The organism is Citrobacter sp. Cf072, from assembly GCF_030334485.1.
Classification (GTDB): domain Bacteria; phylum Pseudomonadota; class Gammaproteobacteria; order Enterobacterales; family Enterobacteriaceae; genus Citrobacter; species Citrobacter freundii.
In genome coordinates, this window is sequence record NZ_JAOWDX010000034.1 from 173,516 (window position 1) to 190,335 (window position 16,820).

General features: G+C 51.9%; 12 protein-coding genes. 5 read left to right on the plus strand and 7 right to left on the minus strand.

Annotated features, from left to right (window positions below; translation table 11 throughout):
• Positions 1-33: 33 nt before the first annotated feature.
• Together yhjD and OGX66_RS03680 are read left to right on the plus strand one after the other, a co-directional pair.
• Entirely contained in the window at positions 34-1,059 is a 1,026-nt protein-coding gene (gene yhjD / locus OGX66_RS03675; protein WP_016151136.1) for an inner membrane protein YhjD, read from the plus strand.
• 350 nt (positions 1,060-1,409) lie between these two features.
• A complete protein-coding gene (locus OGX66_RS03680) occupies positions 1,410-2,732 on the plus strand; it encodes an MFS transporter (protein WP_003023312.1) in 1,323 nt (440 codons plus the stop codon).
• A 93-nt stretch (positions 2,733-2,825) separates the two neighbouring features.
• Here OGX66_RS03680 and OGX66_RS03685 read toward each other — a convergent pair whose 3' ends face one another.
• Positions 2,826-4,886, minus strand: coding sequence for an AsmA family protein (locus OGX66_RS03685; RefSeq protein WP_088902975.1), 2,061 nt, complete (start codon positions 4,884-4,886; stop codon positions 2,826-2,828).
• Positions 4,887-4,964: 78 nt separating this feature from the next.
• On the minus strand, positions 4,965-5,732 hold the full coding sequence (gene pdeH / locus OGX66_RS03690) for a cyclic-guanylate-specific phosphodiesterase (RefSeq protein WP_003023308.1): 768 nt from the start codon (positions 5,730-5,732) through the stop codon (positions 4,965-4,967).
• 230 nt (positions 5,733-5,962) lie between these two features.
• Between pdeH and kdgK the strand changes: the two genes are divergently transcribed.
• On the plus strand, positions 5,963-6,892 hold the full coding sequence (gene kdgK / locus OGX66_RS03695) for a 2-dehydro-3-deoxygluconokinase (protein WP_016151138.1): 930 nt from the start codon (positions 5,963-5,965) through the stop codon (positions 6,890-6,892).
• A 100-nt stretch (positions 6,893-6,992) separates the two neighbouring features.
• Here the strand turns inward: kdgK and OGX66_RS03700 are convergent, their stop codons facing one another.
• From OGX66_RS03700 to OGX66_RS03715, 4 genes are all read right to left on the minus strand, one after another.
• Positions 6,993-8,486, minus strand: a complete 1,494-nt coding sequence (locus OGX66_RS03700) for a M16 family metallopeptidase (RefSeq protein ID WP_270932821.1) — start codon at positions 8,484-8,486, stop codon at positions 6,993-6,995.
• Between the two features lie 221 nt (positions 8,487-8,707).
• Positions 8,708-9,994 carry a C4-dicarboxylate transporter DctC gene (gene dctA / locus OGX66_RS03705; protein WP_003837746.1) on the minus strand — a complete coding sequence of 429 codons (1,287 nt, stop codon included), beginning with the start codon at positions 9,992-9,994 and terminating at the stop codon, positions 8,708-8,710.
• A gap of 157 nt (positions 9,995-10,151) precedes the next feature.
• Positions 10,152-12,158, minus strand: coding sequence for a biofilm formation regulator HmsP (gene hmsP, locus OGX66_RS03710; RefSeq protein WP_003846127.1), 2,007 nt, complete (start codon positions 12,156-12,158; stop codon positions 10,152-10,154).
• 226 nt (positions 12,159-12,384) lie between these two features.
• Positions 12,385-12,492, minus strand: a complete 108-nt coding sequence (locus tag OGX66_RS03715; protein ID WP_003023297.1) for a type I toxin-antitoxin system toxin Ldr family protein — start codon at positions 12,490-12,492, stop codon at positions 12,385-12,387.
• Positions 12,493-12,920: 428 nt separating this feature from the next.
• Here OGX66_RS03715 and megL point away from each other — a divergent pair, with 428 nt between their 5' ends.
• Both megL and OGX66_RS03725 read left to right on the plus strand, forming a co-directional pair.
• Positions 12,921-14,117: a methionine gamma-lyase gene (megL, locus tag OGX66_RS03720; protein ID WP_003023295.1), complete on the plus strand. Its 1,197-nt coding sequence runs from the start codon at positions 12,921-12,923 to the stop codon at positions 14,115-14,117.
• 117 nt (positions 14,118-14,234) lie between these two features.
• Positions 14,235-15,533: an aromatic amino acid transport family protein gene (locus OGX66_RS03725; protein WP_016151142.1), complete on the plus strand. Its 1,299-nt coding sequence runs from the start codon at positions 14,235-14,237 to the stop codon at positions 15,531-15,533.
• A gap of 35 nt (positions 15,534-15,568) precedes the next feature.
• Here OGX66_RS03725 and OGX66_RS03730 read toward each other — a convergent pair whose 3' ends face one another.
• Positions 15,569-16,771: a sigma-54 interaction domain-containing protein gene (locus tag OGX66_RS03730; RefSeq protein ID WP_003024321.1), complete on the minus strand. Its 1,203-nt coding sequence runs from the start codon at positions 16,769-16,771 to the stop codon at positions 15,569-15,571.
• Between the last annotated feature and the right edge of the window lie 49 nt (positions 16,772-16,820).

The following is a 16,820-nucleotide window of genomic DNA, read 5'->3' on the forward strand; positions in this document are numbered from 1 at the left end:
CTGAGAATGAACAGAACAAGGATTATTGCCCTGATGACGCAGGAAAAAGAGATTAAACGCCCCATTCAGGAACTTGAGCACGCCCCCATCCTAAAAATTGAGCCCCTGGAGCAGGAAAATACAGAAACCAATGGTAAGACCAACCAGGCGCTGAAAACTGCCCTGACCTTCGCTGAAAAAGTTCAACGCCAGCCCATGATTGCCCATCTGATTCGGGCTGCGGAGCGGTTTAACGATCGCATGGGAAATCAGTTTGGCGCCGCGATTACCTACTTCTCGTTTCTGTCGATGATCCCGATCCTGATGGTGTCGTTTGCCGCCGCGGGTTTTATTCTCGCTTCGCATCCTACGCTGTTACAGGATATCTTCGGCAAAATTCTGCTCAACGTCAGCGATCCGACGCTCGCCTCTACGCTGAAAAACACCATTAATACTGCCGTACAGCAACGTACCACCGTCGGTCTGGTGGGGCTTGGCATCGCGCTCTATTCCGGCATTAACTGGATGGGAAACCTGCGCGAAGCAATTCGTGCCCAGTCGCGGGATGTCTGGGAGCGTACCCCGCAGGATCAGGAAAAAATTTGGGTCAAATATCTGCGTGATTTTATCTCATTGATTGGCTTACTGATTGCGCTGATTGTTACTCTGTCCATTACCTCCATTGCCGGCTCCGCCCAGCAGATGATTATCTCTGCGTTGTATCTCGACGGTATCGAATGGCTGAAGCCCGCCTGGCGGCTGATCGGCCTGACCATCTCTATTTTCGCCAACTACTTGCTGTTCTTCTGGATTTTCTGGCGGCTACCGCGTCACCGACCGCGTAAAAAAGCGCTCATACGCGGCACATTTATCGCGGCTCTGGGGTTTGAAGTCATCAAAATGATCATGACATATACCCTGCCGTCACTGGTGCAATCGCCGTCAGGCGCGGCGTTTGGTTCCGTGCTTGGATTGATGGCGTTCTTCTACTTCTTCGCTCGTCTGACTCTGTTTTGCGCTGCCTGGATTGCCACGGCGGAATACAAAGACGACCCGCGTATGCCGGGGAAAACGCAGTAGCCACCGCCGGATTAGTTGTTAATTGCCGGATGGCGACGCACGCGTCTTATCCGGCCTACGGGTGAGTTTAGTAGGCCGGATAAGCGCAGCGCCATCCGGCAATTATAATGCCGCCCGATCTCACCGATTTAGTGAATAAATCCAACCCGTAACTTTTATTTAACCTAAAACTAGTTTTATCATCTAAGTTTTAAATTATGTGAAGCATTTCATGGAAGTGAAATCTCAAGCCTAAAAATTATCCCCTTTTTGCTCTATTTTTGACCATTCTCAAAGTTTGTTACAGATTGAAATGTCTCTTTTGCTGTGCGTAATATGGCCTTTCGTTCGGCCAAAAATAAGAAAATATTATGCAAGCAACAGCCACAACGCTCGACAATGAACAGGAACACACCCCGGTCAACTCGCGCAATAAAGTCGTCGTCGCCTCGCTCATTGGCACCGCCATTGAGTTCTTCGACTTCTATATTTACGCCACCGCCGCGGTGATCGTGTTCCCGCATATCTTCTTCCCGCAGGGGGATCCGACTGCCGCGACGCTACAGTCCCTGGCGACTTTTGCTATCGCCTTTGTGGCACGACCGATTGGTTCTGCGGTATTCGGGCATTTCGGCGATCGCGTCGGCCGTAAAGTCACGCTGGTTGCCTCACTGCTCACCATGGGGATCTCGACGGTTGTGATTGGCCTGCTGCCGGGCTATGAAACAATCGGCATTTTCGCCCCCTTGCTGCTGGCGCTGGCGCGTTTTGGTCAGGGGTTAGGTCTGGGCGGTGAATGGGGCGGTGCTGCGCTGCTGGCGACGGAAAACGCGCCACCGCGCAAACGCGCGCTGTACGGATCATTTCCGCAGTTGGGTGCGCCTATTGGCTTCTTCTTCGCCAATGGTACCTTTCTGCTGCTCTCCTGGCTGCTGACCGACGAGCAGTTCATGAGCTGGGGTTGGCGCGTACCGTTCATCTTCTCTGCGGTACTGGTGATTATCGGTCTGTACGTTCGCGTTTCGCTGCATGAATCCCCGGTCTTCGCCAAAGTAGCCGCGGCGAAAAAGCAGGTGAAAATCCCGCTGGGTACTCTGCTGACCAAACATGTTCGCGTGACGATCCTCGGCACGTTCATCATGCTGGCGACCTATACGCTGTTCTATATCATGACCGTCTATTCGATGACGTTCAGCACCGCTGCCGCGCCTGTAGGACTTGGCCTGCCGCGGAATGAAGTGTTGTGGATGCTGATGATGGCGGTGATTGGCTTTGGCGTCATGGTACCGGTGGCGGGCCTGCTGGCCGACGCATTTGGTCGTCGCAAGAGCATGCTCATCATCACCACGCTCATCATTCTGTTTGCGCTGTTTGCCTTTAAACCACTGCTCGGCTCTGGCAATCCGGTGCTGGTTTTCGCCTTCCTGTTGCTGGGCTTAAGCCTGATGGGGCTGACATTTGGTCCGATGGGCGCGCTGCTGCCGGAGCTGTTCCCGACTGAAGTGCGCTATACGGGAGCGTCGTTCTCGTACAACGTGTCATCGATTCTTGGTGCTTCCGTTGCCCCTTACATTGCCGCATGGCTGCAGGCGAATTACGGCCTGGCGGCGGTCGGTACGTATCTGGCATCAATGGCGGCGTTAACGTTAATTGCGCTGCTGTTAACCCATGAGACACGGCATCAATCGCTGTAATTTGATTGCCTGATGGCGCTATACTTATCAGGCCTACTGACTGCAATCCCCCGTAGGCCGGATAAGGTGTTTACACCTCATCCGGCGCTCTCATCACTTCTTCATCTGCGACAGGATTGTCCGGCACTGATTAGCATCCCCTTCAGAAGGTGAAATCAGCGCCAGCAGGGCTGCCGCTGGCGTCACCAGCGTTGCCAGCGCAGCAGCAACCGCACCGCGCGCAATCAGCGGCCCGGCCTTCACGCCTGCCTGCGGATTCTTAAAGGTGCCGCGAACATACAACGGCGAACGCAGAGTAATAATACGAATGCCTTTACTCTCCGGATCGACGGTTAAATCCAGTTGCTCAGAGGCAAAACTCGCCGTTCCGGTGACATTGATGACCGCGTTCTCGGTATCAAAAGCAAAAATCTGCGGGCGCGCGACGCCGTTAACAATGTCCAGATTTGCCGCCGCGCAGTTCACCCGCACTTCGTCATCGCCAAATATCTGCCCGACAAGATAGTTCCCCAGATTCAAGCCCACAATTTCCATCAGATTCCGGCTGATCAAACCGTCATTCATCAGCAGTTTCAGGTTGCCATTGCTGTTACCCAACAGCGCCGCCACCGAGTTTCCGCTCCCACTAAACCTGGCGTCACCGTTCATTTCACCAAGCGTTTTTTGCATCAGTTCCACATCCGGCATCAGCGCTTTAAGCTTCAGGCGGCGAGCCTGGATATCCGCCTGCCCCCGCATCGGCTTTTTATCCCCTTCCAGATGGATGCTGGAAACAATGCTGCCTCCCGCAAGACCAAATTTCAGCGGTTGCAGACGCAGGTCGGCATTTTTCAGGATGATATGAGTGGAGAGATCGCTGATCGGCAGACTACTGCCATGCTCAATACGCCGTCCTTTGAAACGCACGTCAGCGTCCATTACGTTCCATTTGTCAGTTTCAAAACGGTCATACGGCAACACCTTGTCCGCAGGCTGAACGCTCTTCTCACCTTTGCGCTGTTCAGATTGTTTTGCCCGTTCCGCCCCTTTGCCTGAATCCACCCCGATCAGCGGCCCCAAATCGGCCAGCCTCAGCTGGCGTGATTCCACATCGCCCTTCAGCATGGGTCGCGGCTTGCCGGTGGTGTAGGCCAGCGTTCCGTGAATATCGCTGTCGCCAATGCGGCCATTGAAATCGCGATAATCAAAAACAGAGGATTTTTCCGGGTCAATTTTCGCTACCAGACGTCCGTCGGTTTCAAACGGCGGCGTATCCGGGAGCAGCACGCCGGTCAAATCGTATAAATCCCCTAGCGAATCTCCCGAGAATTTAAGTCGCAGATCCGCCCCGCCCATGTTCATCGGATCGTTTATCGTGCCGATAAACGCTACGCGCGTATTGCCCGAACGGAAATCAGCCTGAATCGGGAAAGGCGTATCTTCACCACGCAGCGCCAGCATTCCGCCAATTTTTCCGCTACCGCTTAGCGGTTCGCCGTTATATCGCCCTTGCACTTTCAGACCAAACACGTAGTCCTCGACGCGGGCGTTGCTCTCTTTACCTTTTGCGCCGGTCACTTCGCTAAAGGGCAACGGTTTGCCAAGCGGATCGACCAGGATCTCAATCTCCGACTTCGTCACCTTATCGTTAATGGCGATGCGTCCCTGGTCAAACAGAATGTTATCCAGCCGGAACGACCACGCGGATGGCGGCGCATTAGGATCGCGGTTTTCGTCCCCAGCTAAGTTAAAGGTCCAGTTATTGTTTTTCTCCGACAGGCGGATCAGCCGCGCATCGGGTTTGACCAGCTTGACCCACGGGAGCCAGACGGTTTTTGTCAGCAGTGCCAGTGGTGCGAGCGTAGCTTCAACACGCGGGAGATGCACCATGGTAACGTCAGGAATGTCTGGCGGGTTGCCGAGGATGATATCTTCAGCATGAACATGCGGCCACGGAACCCAGCTACGCCAGCCGGTTTCCTGCTTCTGGCGTTCCCAAACCACGCCCAGGTCACCCCGTATAGCAAAGGGCCGGTTGAGTTCTGTAGAGACTTTCTGGTTGATGGTCGGTTTGAGCCGGTTCCAGTCAAATGTCGCAATCACAATGATGAGTACGACGATCAACAACAAGAAACCCCCTATTACTGAAGTGGTTATTTTACCTGTTTTCGTCATGTCTAACCTCTCTACTTCCTTCCTTGCCTGTCCTAAAGATAGTCCAGCAGGATGAAAAGGAGGTGTGCTACGTCCTCATCAAAGCGACAGGATCACCTCTTCAAGCGTGTCCAGAGGCACTGGACGAGAGAGAAAATAGCCTTGTGCGGCAAAAGCCGGTGAGTTTTGCACATCGCGCCACTCTTCCAGCGTTTCAACGCCTTCGACAATCACGCCGCGGCAATAGCGGTTCATCAGCTGTAATAGTAGTGTGAAGAGATTACGTCCCTCCGGCGTCTTGCGCAGCATGACGAACAGGTCTCGCGCCACTTTGATATAGTCATAATTCACTTCACTAAGCGCCGAGAAGTTCGCCATTCCGGTACCAAAATCATCCAGCCAGAGCGGGCCAAACTCGCACATTGAGGCGAAGGACGACCCCTTCGGTAAGCGGATATGTTCCACTAGCTCAAAACGCAGCCACGGCAGGCCTTCAATGATTTTCAGGATTTCGGGATCCTGGCGCATCGCTATGAGCGTTGGTCCGTCGACGTTCACGGAAGCCAGCAGGTTGTTGGCTCTGAAAAAGTCCCCTTTCAGCTCAAGTTGAAGAAGTTGCTCTATCACCACATCAACACGATGTCGGACGGTTACTTCGGCAAAATAGCGGTCTGGCGCAATACGTTGGGATGGATTATCAGGATGGCTCACGACAGTCAGCAGTTCAACGGCCATCAGTCGTCCGTTGGTCTGGTAAATTGGCTGGTAGGTGTAAGCACGCTCGCACTGCAGCCAATAGCGTCTCTCCTGCAAGTTTTCAATACTCGCATCGAGCGTAATGAGCTGCTGGGTAACCTGCTTTATCATCTGAGATGTCCTGTAAATAAGAGTGTGACTGACCGGACTCGTCAAAGGTTATCGGCGCTCAGACGCAGAACTTTACGTTCAGCTGTGCGCAAAAATAAAAACTAAGCGGCAAAAACAACGCAGAACACGTGCTGGCTCAAAAAAATAATGGAACGTTGTTTTAATATAGTTGACCACTTAACACCCACAGCGCACACTAACGCTAATTTTTTTCAGAGCAGGTTACGACTATGTCCAGAAAGATTGCCGTGATTGGCGAATGCATGATTGAGCTGTCACAGAAAGGCGCTGACGTTCAGCGCGGATTCGGTGGCGACACGTTGAATACATCCGTTTATATCGCCCGTCAGGTCGATGCTACGGCACTTTCCGTACACTATGTGACTGCACTGGGTACCGACAGTTTTAGCCAACAAATGCTGGAGTCCTGGCAGGGTGAAAACGTGGATACCTCATTAACCCAGCGCATGGAAAACCGCCTGCCGGGTCTCTACTACATTGAGACCGACAGCACTGGCGAGCGCACCTTCTATTACTGGCGTAATGAAGCCGCCGCAAAATTCTGGCTGGAGAGCGAGCAGTCTGCCGCGATTTGCGAAGAGCTGGCGACATTTGATTACTTGTATCTGAGCGGAATCAGCCTGGCGATTTTAAGCCCGGCAAGTCGTGACAAGCTGCTGTCGTTGCTGCGTGAATGCCGTGCCAACGGTGGAAAGGTCATTTTTGATAATAACTACCGCCCACGTCTGTGGAGCAGCAAAGAAGAAACCCAGCAGGTGTATCAGCAGATGCTGGAATGCACCAATATCGCATTCCTGACGCTGGACGATGAAGACGCGCTGTGGGGTGAAAAACCCGTTGCTGAGGTGATTGCCCGTACTCACGCAGCTGGTGTACAGGAAGTGGTTGTGAAGCGTGGCGCAGACTCTTGCCTGGTTTCCATCGCGGGCGAAGCGCTCATCGACGTTCCGGCCGTTAAATTGCCGAAAGAGAAGGTGATCGATACCACTGCGGCCGGAGACTCCTTCAGCGCCGGATATCTGGCGGTACGTCTGACCGGTGGCGATGCTGCTGAGGCCGCAAAACGCGGCCACCTGACGGCAAGCACCGTGATTCAGCACCGCGGGGCGATTATCCCACGCGACGCTATGCCGCAATAACGTCGATTATCCGGTCTGCATACCGTAGGCCGGGCAAGCGAAGCGCCCCCGGCATCTCCAATGCCGGATGGCGGCGTAATCGTCTTATCCGGCCTACAGGTTATTGTACCGGCGGGATATCCGTCACTTCAGGGTGTGATTCATCCGTTTCAACAGATGTTGCCGCTGCGGTAACGGGCGCCATAATGCTATCCCACGTCGCCTGCAGATCCTTCATATTGAATTCAGGTTCACCCTTCGGTTGCAGCAGAATTAACGCCATATCTTGCGACAGCTGCTGTCGCAGGTCCTGATTCAGCATCTCAACACTCAGGCTGTTGAGGAAGCTCTGGCGTAAACGCTGATACTGTTCAGGCGCAATATCCACCACCTGATTTTGCAGCGAGCGCAAACGCTGGCTGATCAAAATATCGGTATCGGTACGACCATAGGTGGCAAACAGCTTCTGCAGTTCCAGATTCTTTTGCGCGACCAGCGCATTGAACTCTTCTTCCGGAAGTCCCTTATCACGCACTTTCGCCAGTTCACGCGCAACCGTACCCAGATTGGCGTTCAGCTTATCGTTTGGCGACTCAACGTTAATCGCACACTGCGCGCGCAGGAACAGCACCCGGCAGTCAAATCCGAGGCCAATGTCTTTGGCATTGTTTTTGGTTAACTCTTGCTGAATGTGCCAGAACAGCGCCTCACGAGCTAAATCAGCGCGCCAATAACGTAACAACGCGGCAGATTCACGGATCGGTTGCCACGGCGTATCCCACATAATAGACAGGCGATCCTGGCGTACCGCATCGGTCATAATGCTTACGGCTTCTGCTCGCAGCGGAGAGAGCGTAGGTACCGGTGCAGGCGTTTCGCGTTTTCCTTTTAACTCGCCAAAGGTTTTATTGATTTGCTCAGCTACGCTGCGTGCATCAACGTTACCGACGATGATCAGCGTCATCGCGTCCGGGGTATACCATTTCTGGTAGAAAGACTGAATTTTCGCCGCATCTACAGGCGTTTTCAGCGGATCGGCGGGATCGTGTCCCAGCAGGGTCGATCCCTTCAGACGGTAACGCCACCACCCTTCTTTGGTATCTGACGGCCAGGTTGCAACCATATCTTCGCTGCTCAGCGCATGATTGACCGTTTCAGGAGTAATGCTCAGATTGCCGGAGATATTCGCCAGATAAGAAAGTGACTCTTTCAGTAGATCGTTACGGCTGTTAGGCAGACTGAGGTTATACAACGTGGAATCATAGGAAACGATAACCGGCGGCATGGGACGTTTGGGATCGAACCCCTGCTGCCACAGTGAACGGGCTTGCGTGGCATCAAGGCCACCGCTTTGCGTCAGCGCGATACGCGGGATCGCATGGCTGAAACCACTCTGTTGCGTACTTTCGGTGAGTGAACCGGTATTAACCAGCAGGCGGACCTCAATACGGTCGCTGGGGCGCTGGGGAGTGGCTAACACTTGCCACTGTAGACCATTTGCCAGCGTGCCCTGTTGCCACGCCGGGTCAGGCTGGAGCGCATCTGCCTGCACATAGCTGGCAGTGGCCATCATCAGCAAGCCGCCCGCTAAAAGTCGAATTTTTGTGCCCTGCATGTGAACCCCTGATCAACTATCCTGGAAATAAAAAGACAGCCCTCGAAAGGACTCTCTGAATATGACGTTAAAAACACTTCGTGTTAGACCGCGAGAACATAAAAATGTCACGGAAGAAGTGAAAAAATCCCGAGCCGCCGAATCGACGGTTTCAGGCACAGGGGGTAATTATGCGCAAACGCCCGCAGTCCTGGAAGGGACTACGGGCATAAGTGACGAGATTAAGAGGATAAATCGTGCGTTTTGCCATCCGGCGCACGATTATTCAGCACATCGTCCAACTTTTTATGGTCCAGTTCTTTGACCCATTTAGCGACGACGACAGTTGCCACACCGTTGCCGACCAGGTTAGTCAGCGCACGTGCTTCAGACATAAAGCGGTCAATACCAAGAATCAGAGCCAGACCCGCAACCGGCAAATGGCCTACAGCAGAGATCGTCGCGGCCAGAACAATGAAGCCACTGCCGGTCACACCCGCTGCACCTTTTGAGGAGAGCAGGAGCACCACTAACAGGGTTATCTGATGGAAGATATCCATATGGCTGTTGGTTGCCTGAGCGATAAACACCGCCGCCATCGTCAGATAGATTGATGTCCCATCAAGGTTAAACGAGTAGCCCGTGGGTATAACCAACCCGACAACCGACTTCCGGCAGCCCAGTTTTTCCATCTTATCGAGCATACGCGGCAGCGCGGATTCAGAAGAAGACGTACCCAGTACGATCAGCAGTTCTTCACGGATATAGCGGATGAATTTGAAAATGCTGAAGCCGGTTGCGCGAGCAATGGAGCCCAGAACCACAACCACAAACAGAATACAGGTGATGTAGAAGCAGATTATCAGCTGACCCAGTTGCACCAGCGTTCCGACGCCATATTTACCGATGGTAAAGGCCATGGCACCGAAAGCACCGATCGGCGCCAGACGCATGATCATATTGATGATGCCGAAAATAACCTGCGAGAAGCTTTCAATCACGTTGAAAATCATCTGGCCTTTGCTGCCCAGACGGTGCAGCGCAAAACCAAACATTACCGCAAACAGTAATACCTGCAGGATGTTACCGCTGGCGAACGCGCCAATCACGCTACCCGGGATAATATCCATCAGGAAGCCTACGATCCCCTGGTCTTTTGCCTGTTCAGCGTAAATGGCAACCGCTTTAGCGTCCAGCGTCGCCGGATCGACGTTCATTCCGGCACCGGGTTGCACCACGTTGACGATGATAAGGCCGATGATCAGCGCAATCGTACTGACAATTTCAAAATAGAGCAGTGCAACCGCACCGGTGCGGCCTACTGCTTTCATACTTTCCATGCCTGCAATGCCGGTCACGACAGTACAGAAGATGACAGGTGCGATGACCATCTTGATGAGCTTAACGAAAGCATCACCAAGCGGCTTCATTTGGGCGCCTAATTCAGGGTAGTAATGGCCAAGGAGAATACCAATGGCAATTGCTGTCAGGACCTGAAAGTAAAGGCTTTTGAATATAGAGGTCTTCATAGGGTGTCCTTAAAGTAAAAACCACAGGTCTTGTAAGGTTTTGTTTAACCTGCGGCCTTAAAGTAACACCCACTCAACATGACAGAAATGCACCTGGATCATAATTGATACAAAAATGTTAAAAATTTTGAGCTGGCTCGCACAAGCGAGACCTTTTTTAACTTTTGTAATCAGCGCTTTCCGGTGCCAGATAACGTTCTTCAAAGATATTTGCCGGAACGGGTCGGGCAAACAGGAATCCTTGCGCCACTTCCACCCCGGCTTTTGATAACCATTCACGTTGCGCTTCGGTTTCAACGCCTTCGGCGATCATCTGCAAGTTGAGGCTATGTGCCAGCTGAATGATGGCGGAGATCATGCTGCAATCTTCGGGCACGCCATCGACAAACATCTTATCGATTTTGAGTACATCCACCGGCAGCGACTTCATATGCTGTAGCTGTCGCAGACCCGCATACCCCATGCCAAAGTCGTCCAGGGCGATGCGCACGCCCGCGTTGCGCAGCGGTCGCAAAATGGCCACTGCGGCGTGGGGATCGTCAATATGCCGGCTTTCAGTCACTTCCAGAATCAATGTGCCTGGCTTAATGCGATAGCGCGTTAACAACTCCAGCAGATCAGACACCATACTTGGGTGCATCAACTGGAGAGCGGATAAATTCACCGAGAGCGGCAGCATGAGACCGCGTTCTTGCCAGGCTGACAGCTGGCGGCATGTTTCTTCCAGCACCCAATAACCGACGGTCACCATCAGACCACAAGACTCAATTCTGTCGATTAACCCTTCCGGCAGCTCCCAGCTACCGTCCGGCTGCTGCATCCGCAACAATGCTTCTGCGCTCAATACCTTGCCGCTGGACATCTCAACCTGGGGCTGCATCCAGAGCGCAAATTGCTGGTTATCCATGGCGGTTAAAATATCGTTCTCTTGGGTTAAACGCTGCTGCGCCTCTTCCATCTGCAACGGATCAAAGAACTGAATTTGGTTTTTACCTTTATGACGCGACGTTAACACGGCTGACAGGGCGCGGCGGTAGAGCTGCTCTGCGGTTAAATCACCATAAAACATCGCCACCCCAATGTTGCAGGTAGGACGTAGTTGAATGCCCTGAATCGGTAACCGCTCATTAACGATTGTGAGTACTTGCTGACCTAGCGTAATAGCGTGCCAGGGTTCTTTTACACCATGGGCGATAATGGCAAAGTCATAGCCACTCACCTGGGTAAGCACCATCCTGGGAGACAATACAGACTTCAGTTTTTCGACCAGCGTAAGTAACAGGATTTCTCGCTGGGTTTCGGTTAACACACCCGCGGTGTCACGTAGGGTTTCGCAGGTGACAATCATCAGCGCCGTCGTCTGTTGGCGGGTAACAACCTGCTCCAGCAGCCCCATTAAAAACGACTTATTGGGAAGTTCGGAAACCGGGAAACGCATTGCTAAGTCGCTTTGATCTTCGCTATGTCGCTGAATCAACTGCTGATTAAGATTGTAGCTACGCACCAGCATACCAATCTCATCATCCTGATGTAGACGCGGCAATGCCAGTTGATAACCAATCAGGTCCTGCTGTTGAATGTCGTTCAGCTCACGGGCAATTTTACGTAAGGGGTGCACAATCAAGCGGTTAATGCACCAGGAGATAGCGACGGTCAGTATTAGCGACAAAAGTAAGTAAATGGTCACTAACGTCGAGAGCGTACTCATCACGAATTTGTACATGCGGTACGAATCCGCCTGCAGCACCAGATACGCCAGCGGTTGTGGGTTAGCGGAACGTTCAAGAGAATAGATCGGCAGCGAAATTTGTACCGGAAGCTCAAACAGGCGAGTCACCGTAACCGGAACCGGACGTTCAGGTATAAAGCTCATCCGCAGCGCCTGAAACTGATTAGGTAGCACCACATCGGCGCGACTTACCACGCCTGCAGGCCGAATACTTCTTAAAATAGCTTCCGCTTCGGGAATATCCCCTTTCAGGATAGTGTTCGACAGAGGTTCACGAACGGAGCGAGCGATACTTTCCAGTTGCGTAGCCGTGTTATAGCGGTTTTGCTGGACCAGATGGAACAACAAAACGGTGCAAAAAATAAAAACGAACACCATAACAACGGCCGCAACCATTGCCATCTGCTTAATTGTTAACGAGCGACTGACACGCAAACTGACTCTCCACGGATAGACGAAACTGCCGTCAGAGTATACCCGATCGTAGCGGTATTAAGAGAGGCGGTATCTGAAAACTTCCCAGCGTGCATTATCGCGACAGGATAGGCACCTGACGACGAGATTTATCTGCATTTAAGCCGAAAAAGGCCGCAAGGTTACCCCCTGCGGCCTGGTTCGGGCGCATGTTGCCATTACGGCAGGCAGACGCCCGCAAAGTGCATTACTTCCTGTTACGCAGCCAGTTCACAATCAAGCTGGCAATAATGCCAGCGATAATTGGAGCCGCTAAATCGTGCCAGAAAGCCACGCCTAACTGTGCGAGCGTCATATAGCCGCCTGTGTTGCAATGGCAACTGTTCGCGGCTATTCTTGAACTGTTGAGGATCAAGGTTAGCCCCCGTTTTGTTGCCAGGTTTATACCGAACAACGTGCGGGGGTTTTCTCTTTCCAGCAACCTATGCCGCCGGGGATCAAGCCCCCGCAACATCGCGCCTCACCGGGTAAACCCGGCTTGCTGCTGATTCTACGGTAACACTTCCGTCTCATCACCCCGGAGTGATCCAGTCTGCGTAAAGCCTCGCAATTACGGCTTAATAAATCCGCCAAGCGCTGGAAAGTTTCTTGCCAACTGGCAACTTTCCTGACGGCCACCCGCACGATAAAACCACTAACACATTGATATCCATTAGTTTATTTTCTGGCACAGCGATTGCTACATGACTGCGAGCTGTTCTGTTCCGAATCAAAGGAGATATCATGTCTGACTGTCGTACTTACGGATTCAACACCCAGATCGTTCACGCGGGGCAACAACCCGACCCTTCAACTGGCGCGCTCAGTACGCCTATTTTCCAGACTTCAACGTTTGTTTTTGACAGCGCCGAACAAGGTGCCGCCCGCTTTGCGCTCGAAGAGTCCGGGTACATTTACACCCGTTTGGGTAACCCCACCACCGATGCGCTGGAGAAAAAGCTGGCGGTACTGGAACGAGGTGAAGCCGGACTGGCAACCGCGTCCGGTATTTCAGCTATCACCACAACGCTGTTGACGCTTTGTCAGCAGGGTGACCATATCGTTTCCGCCAGCGCGATTTACGGTTGTACCCACGCGTTTTTGTCGCACAGCATGCCGAAGTTTGGGATTAACGTCAGCTTCGTCGACGCGGCAAAGCCTGAAGAAATCCGCGCCGCCATGCGCCCGGAAACCAAAGTTGTATATATCGAAACGCCCGCTAACCCGACGCTGTCGCTGGTCGACATTGAAACGGTAGCCGGTATCGCCCATCAGCAAGGCGCATTGCTGGTGGTGGATAACACCTTTATGTCGCCGTACTGTCAGCAGCCTTTGCAACTGGGCGCGGATATTGTGGTGCACAGCGTCACCAAATATATCAACGGTCACGGGGATGTGATTGGCGGCATCATTGTTGGTAAGCAGGAGTTTATCGACCAGGCGCGGTTTGTTGGCCTGAAAGATATCACCGGCGGCTGCATGAGTCCTTTCAATGCGTGGTTGACGCTGCGCGGCGTTAAAACGCTGGGCATTCGTATGGAGCGTCACTGTGAAAATGCGCTGAAAATCGCCCGCTTCCTCGAAGGGCATCCGTCCATTACTCGGGTGTATTATCCAGGCCTGTCATCGCATCCGCAGTATGAGCTGGGCCAGCGACAAATGAGCCTGCCAGGTGGAATTATCAGCTTCGAAATCGCCGGCGGCCTCGAGGCTGGCAGACGGATGATCAATTCTGTAGAATTATGCCTCCTCGCGGTCAGTCTCGGTGATACCGAAACCCTCATTCAGCACCCAGCGTCTATGACACATTCGCCCGTTGCGCCAGAGGAACGGCTTAAAGCAGGTATTACCGACGGGCTTATCCGTCTTTCTGTGGGTCTTGAAGATCCAGAAGATATTATTAACGACCTTGAACACGCCATCAGAAAGGCAACATTCTGACCAATATGGCCTGAACCGACGCCGTTCGGTTCAGGTTGTTGAGAATCAAGGCACAACAGTCTGGCAATACGCGCAATCCTCTTTCGGGGAGAACGTGTATTTTGGGCAGGGGGTTCTATGCAGGACAACACATTACAATTAAGCAACAATACAGCAACCGCCGTACCATTCTCAAAAAAAATACCGTTTACGAAATACGATTTTGGCTGGGTATTACTGTGCATAGGCATGGCCATTGGTGCCGGAACGGTACTGATGCCGGTACAAATTGGCCTAACAGGCATTTGGGTATTTATTGTCGCCTTTATTATTGCTTATCCGGCAACTTATATTGTGCAGGATATTTATTTAAAAACATTATCAGAAAGTGAAACCTGTAATGACTACACGGATATTATAAGTCATTATCTGGGAAAAAACTGGGGCGTATTTCTTGGCGTCATCTATTTTCTGATGATTATTCACGGCATATTTATTTATTCCTTATCGGTGGTTTTTGACAGCGCCTCATATATCAAAACCTTCGGCTTGACCGAGTCCGATCTTTCACAGTCGATAATCTACAAAGTGGCCATTTTTGCCGTGCTGGTCGCCATTGCTTCCGGGGGAGAAAAACTGCTATTCAAAATCTCCGGCCCGATGGTAGTGGTCAAAGTGGGTATCATCATCGTATTTGGTTTTGCGATGGTTCCACACTGGAACTTCGCTAATATCAGCGCCTTCCCTGAAGCCTCGGTGTTCTTTCGCGATGTGCTGCTAACCATCCCGTTCTGCTTCTTCTCCGCGGTGTTTATTCAGGTGTTGAACCCTATGAACATCGCCTACCGCAAACGGGTGGCAGACCGGGTACTGGCCACTCGTATGGCTATACGTACGCATCGGATCAGTTACATTACGCTGATTGCGGTCATCCTGTTTTTCTCTTTTTCTTTTACCTTTTCCATTAGCCATGAAGAAGCCGTTTCAGCCTTCGAACAAAATATTTCCGCACTGGCGCTGGCGGCACAGGTGATTCCGGGACAGATTATTCATATCACCTCAACGGTATTAAATATCTTCGCCGTATTAACCGCGTTCTTTGGTATTTATTTGGGATTCCACGAGGCGATCAAAGGAATTATTCTTAACGTACTGAGCCGCGTTATTGACGTGGAAAAAATTAATCCTCTGGTGCTTACGCTGGGTATTTGTACCTTTATTGTTATCACCCTGGTGATTTGGGTATCGTTTCGCGTATCAGTACTGGTGTTCTTCCAGTTAGGCAGCCCGCTGTACGGGATTGTGTCGTGTATTATTCCGTTTTTCCTGATCTATAAAGTCACACAACTGGAAAAACTACGCGGGCTGAAAACCTGGCTAATCCTGCTGTACGGGATCCTGCTGTGCCTGTCGCCATTACTGAAGCTGATTGAATAACCCGCGTAAACTGCGCCGTCAGCTCCTGGCGGCGCTTAGCTCACACTCTCCAGTTGATAGCTGCGAATTTTATTCAGTACCGTGGTATGTGATACCCCCAGCGCTTTGGCGATATGCCGCGACGACACATTCTCTTCCATCATTTGTTCAATAAGCTGGCGTTCCGCATACAAAACCTGCTCTTTAAAAGGACGTTCTGTCGGGCCTTGCTCAGCGGCGGGCAAATTCACCATCCCTAATTCTTCGGGCGTAATAACATCGGATTCCGCCATTAGCATCAGACGAATAATGGTATTTTCCAGTTCGCGCACGTTTCCCGGCCAGCTGTGATGGTGCAAGGCATCAAAACAAGCTTTATCCAGAATGATCCGCCGCTGGAATTCCTTTGCGTATTTCTGCACAAAGTGGCGAATCAACAGACTGATATCCTGCGGACGCTCCCGCAAAGGCGGAATAGTCAGGGAAAGTACATTGATGCGGTAATAGAGATCGGCGCGCAACAGACGTTGTTCCACCATATCTTCCAGATTGGCGTTGGTTGCCACAATAATGCGTACATTAACCGGAATAATTTGCGCCCCGCCAACGCGACGGATCCCGCCATCCTGCAGGACGCGCAATAATTTAGCCTGTAAGCCCAGCGACATTTCACCAAATTCATCGAGAAAAAGGGTGCCTTTATCGGCCATTTCAAACAGCCCTTTTTTGCCTTTACAATCCGCGCCGCTAAAAGCCCCTTTCTCATAGCCAAAGAATTCACTCTCCATAAGCGACTCAGGTAGTGCAGAGCAGTTGACCGGAATAAACGGATAAAAACGTCGCTGCCCGGAATTATGGATAGCCCGGGCCAGCAGCTCTTTGCCGGTACCCGTATCGCCACGGATCAGAACGGTATATTTGCTGTCAGCAATTTTTATCGCCTTTTCGATAAGCGCGTGCATGCTCTGGCTGCTGCAAATAATGTCAGAGAAATAACGCGGGCGTTCCGGCTCCGGCGTTGACAGCTCGCTTATCTCCTCACAGAGGTAAGCGACATTAATAATATCGGCGCGCTGGCTTAAACAGGATTGCACACAGGAAATATCCTGTAGCTGGCGGCACCAGGATTTAATCAGGATCCGTCCAGGTGTGACTTTCATGGAGATGATATTGATATCGCAGCAGGAAAATTCCTTCAGGACATCCTCAACCATCGACAGACGATCAATTGTTTTAATATCCCAGCGTATCGTGACCACATTTGCTCCTGATAGTTAGCAACTGCGAAATAGATATTTCTGTGGCGAG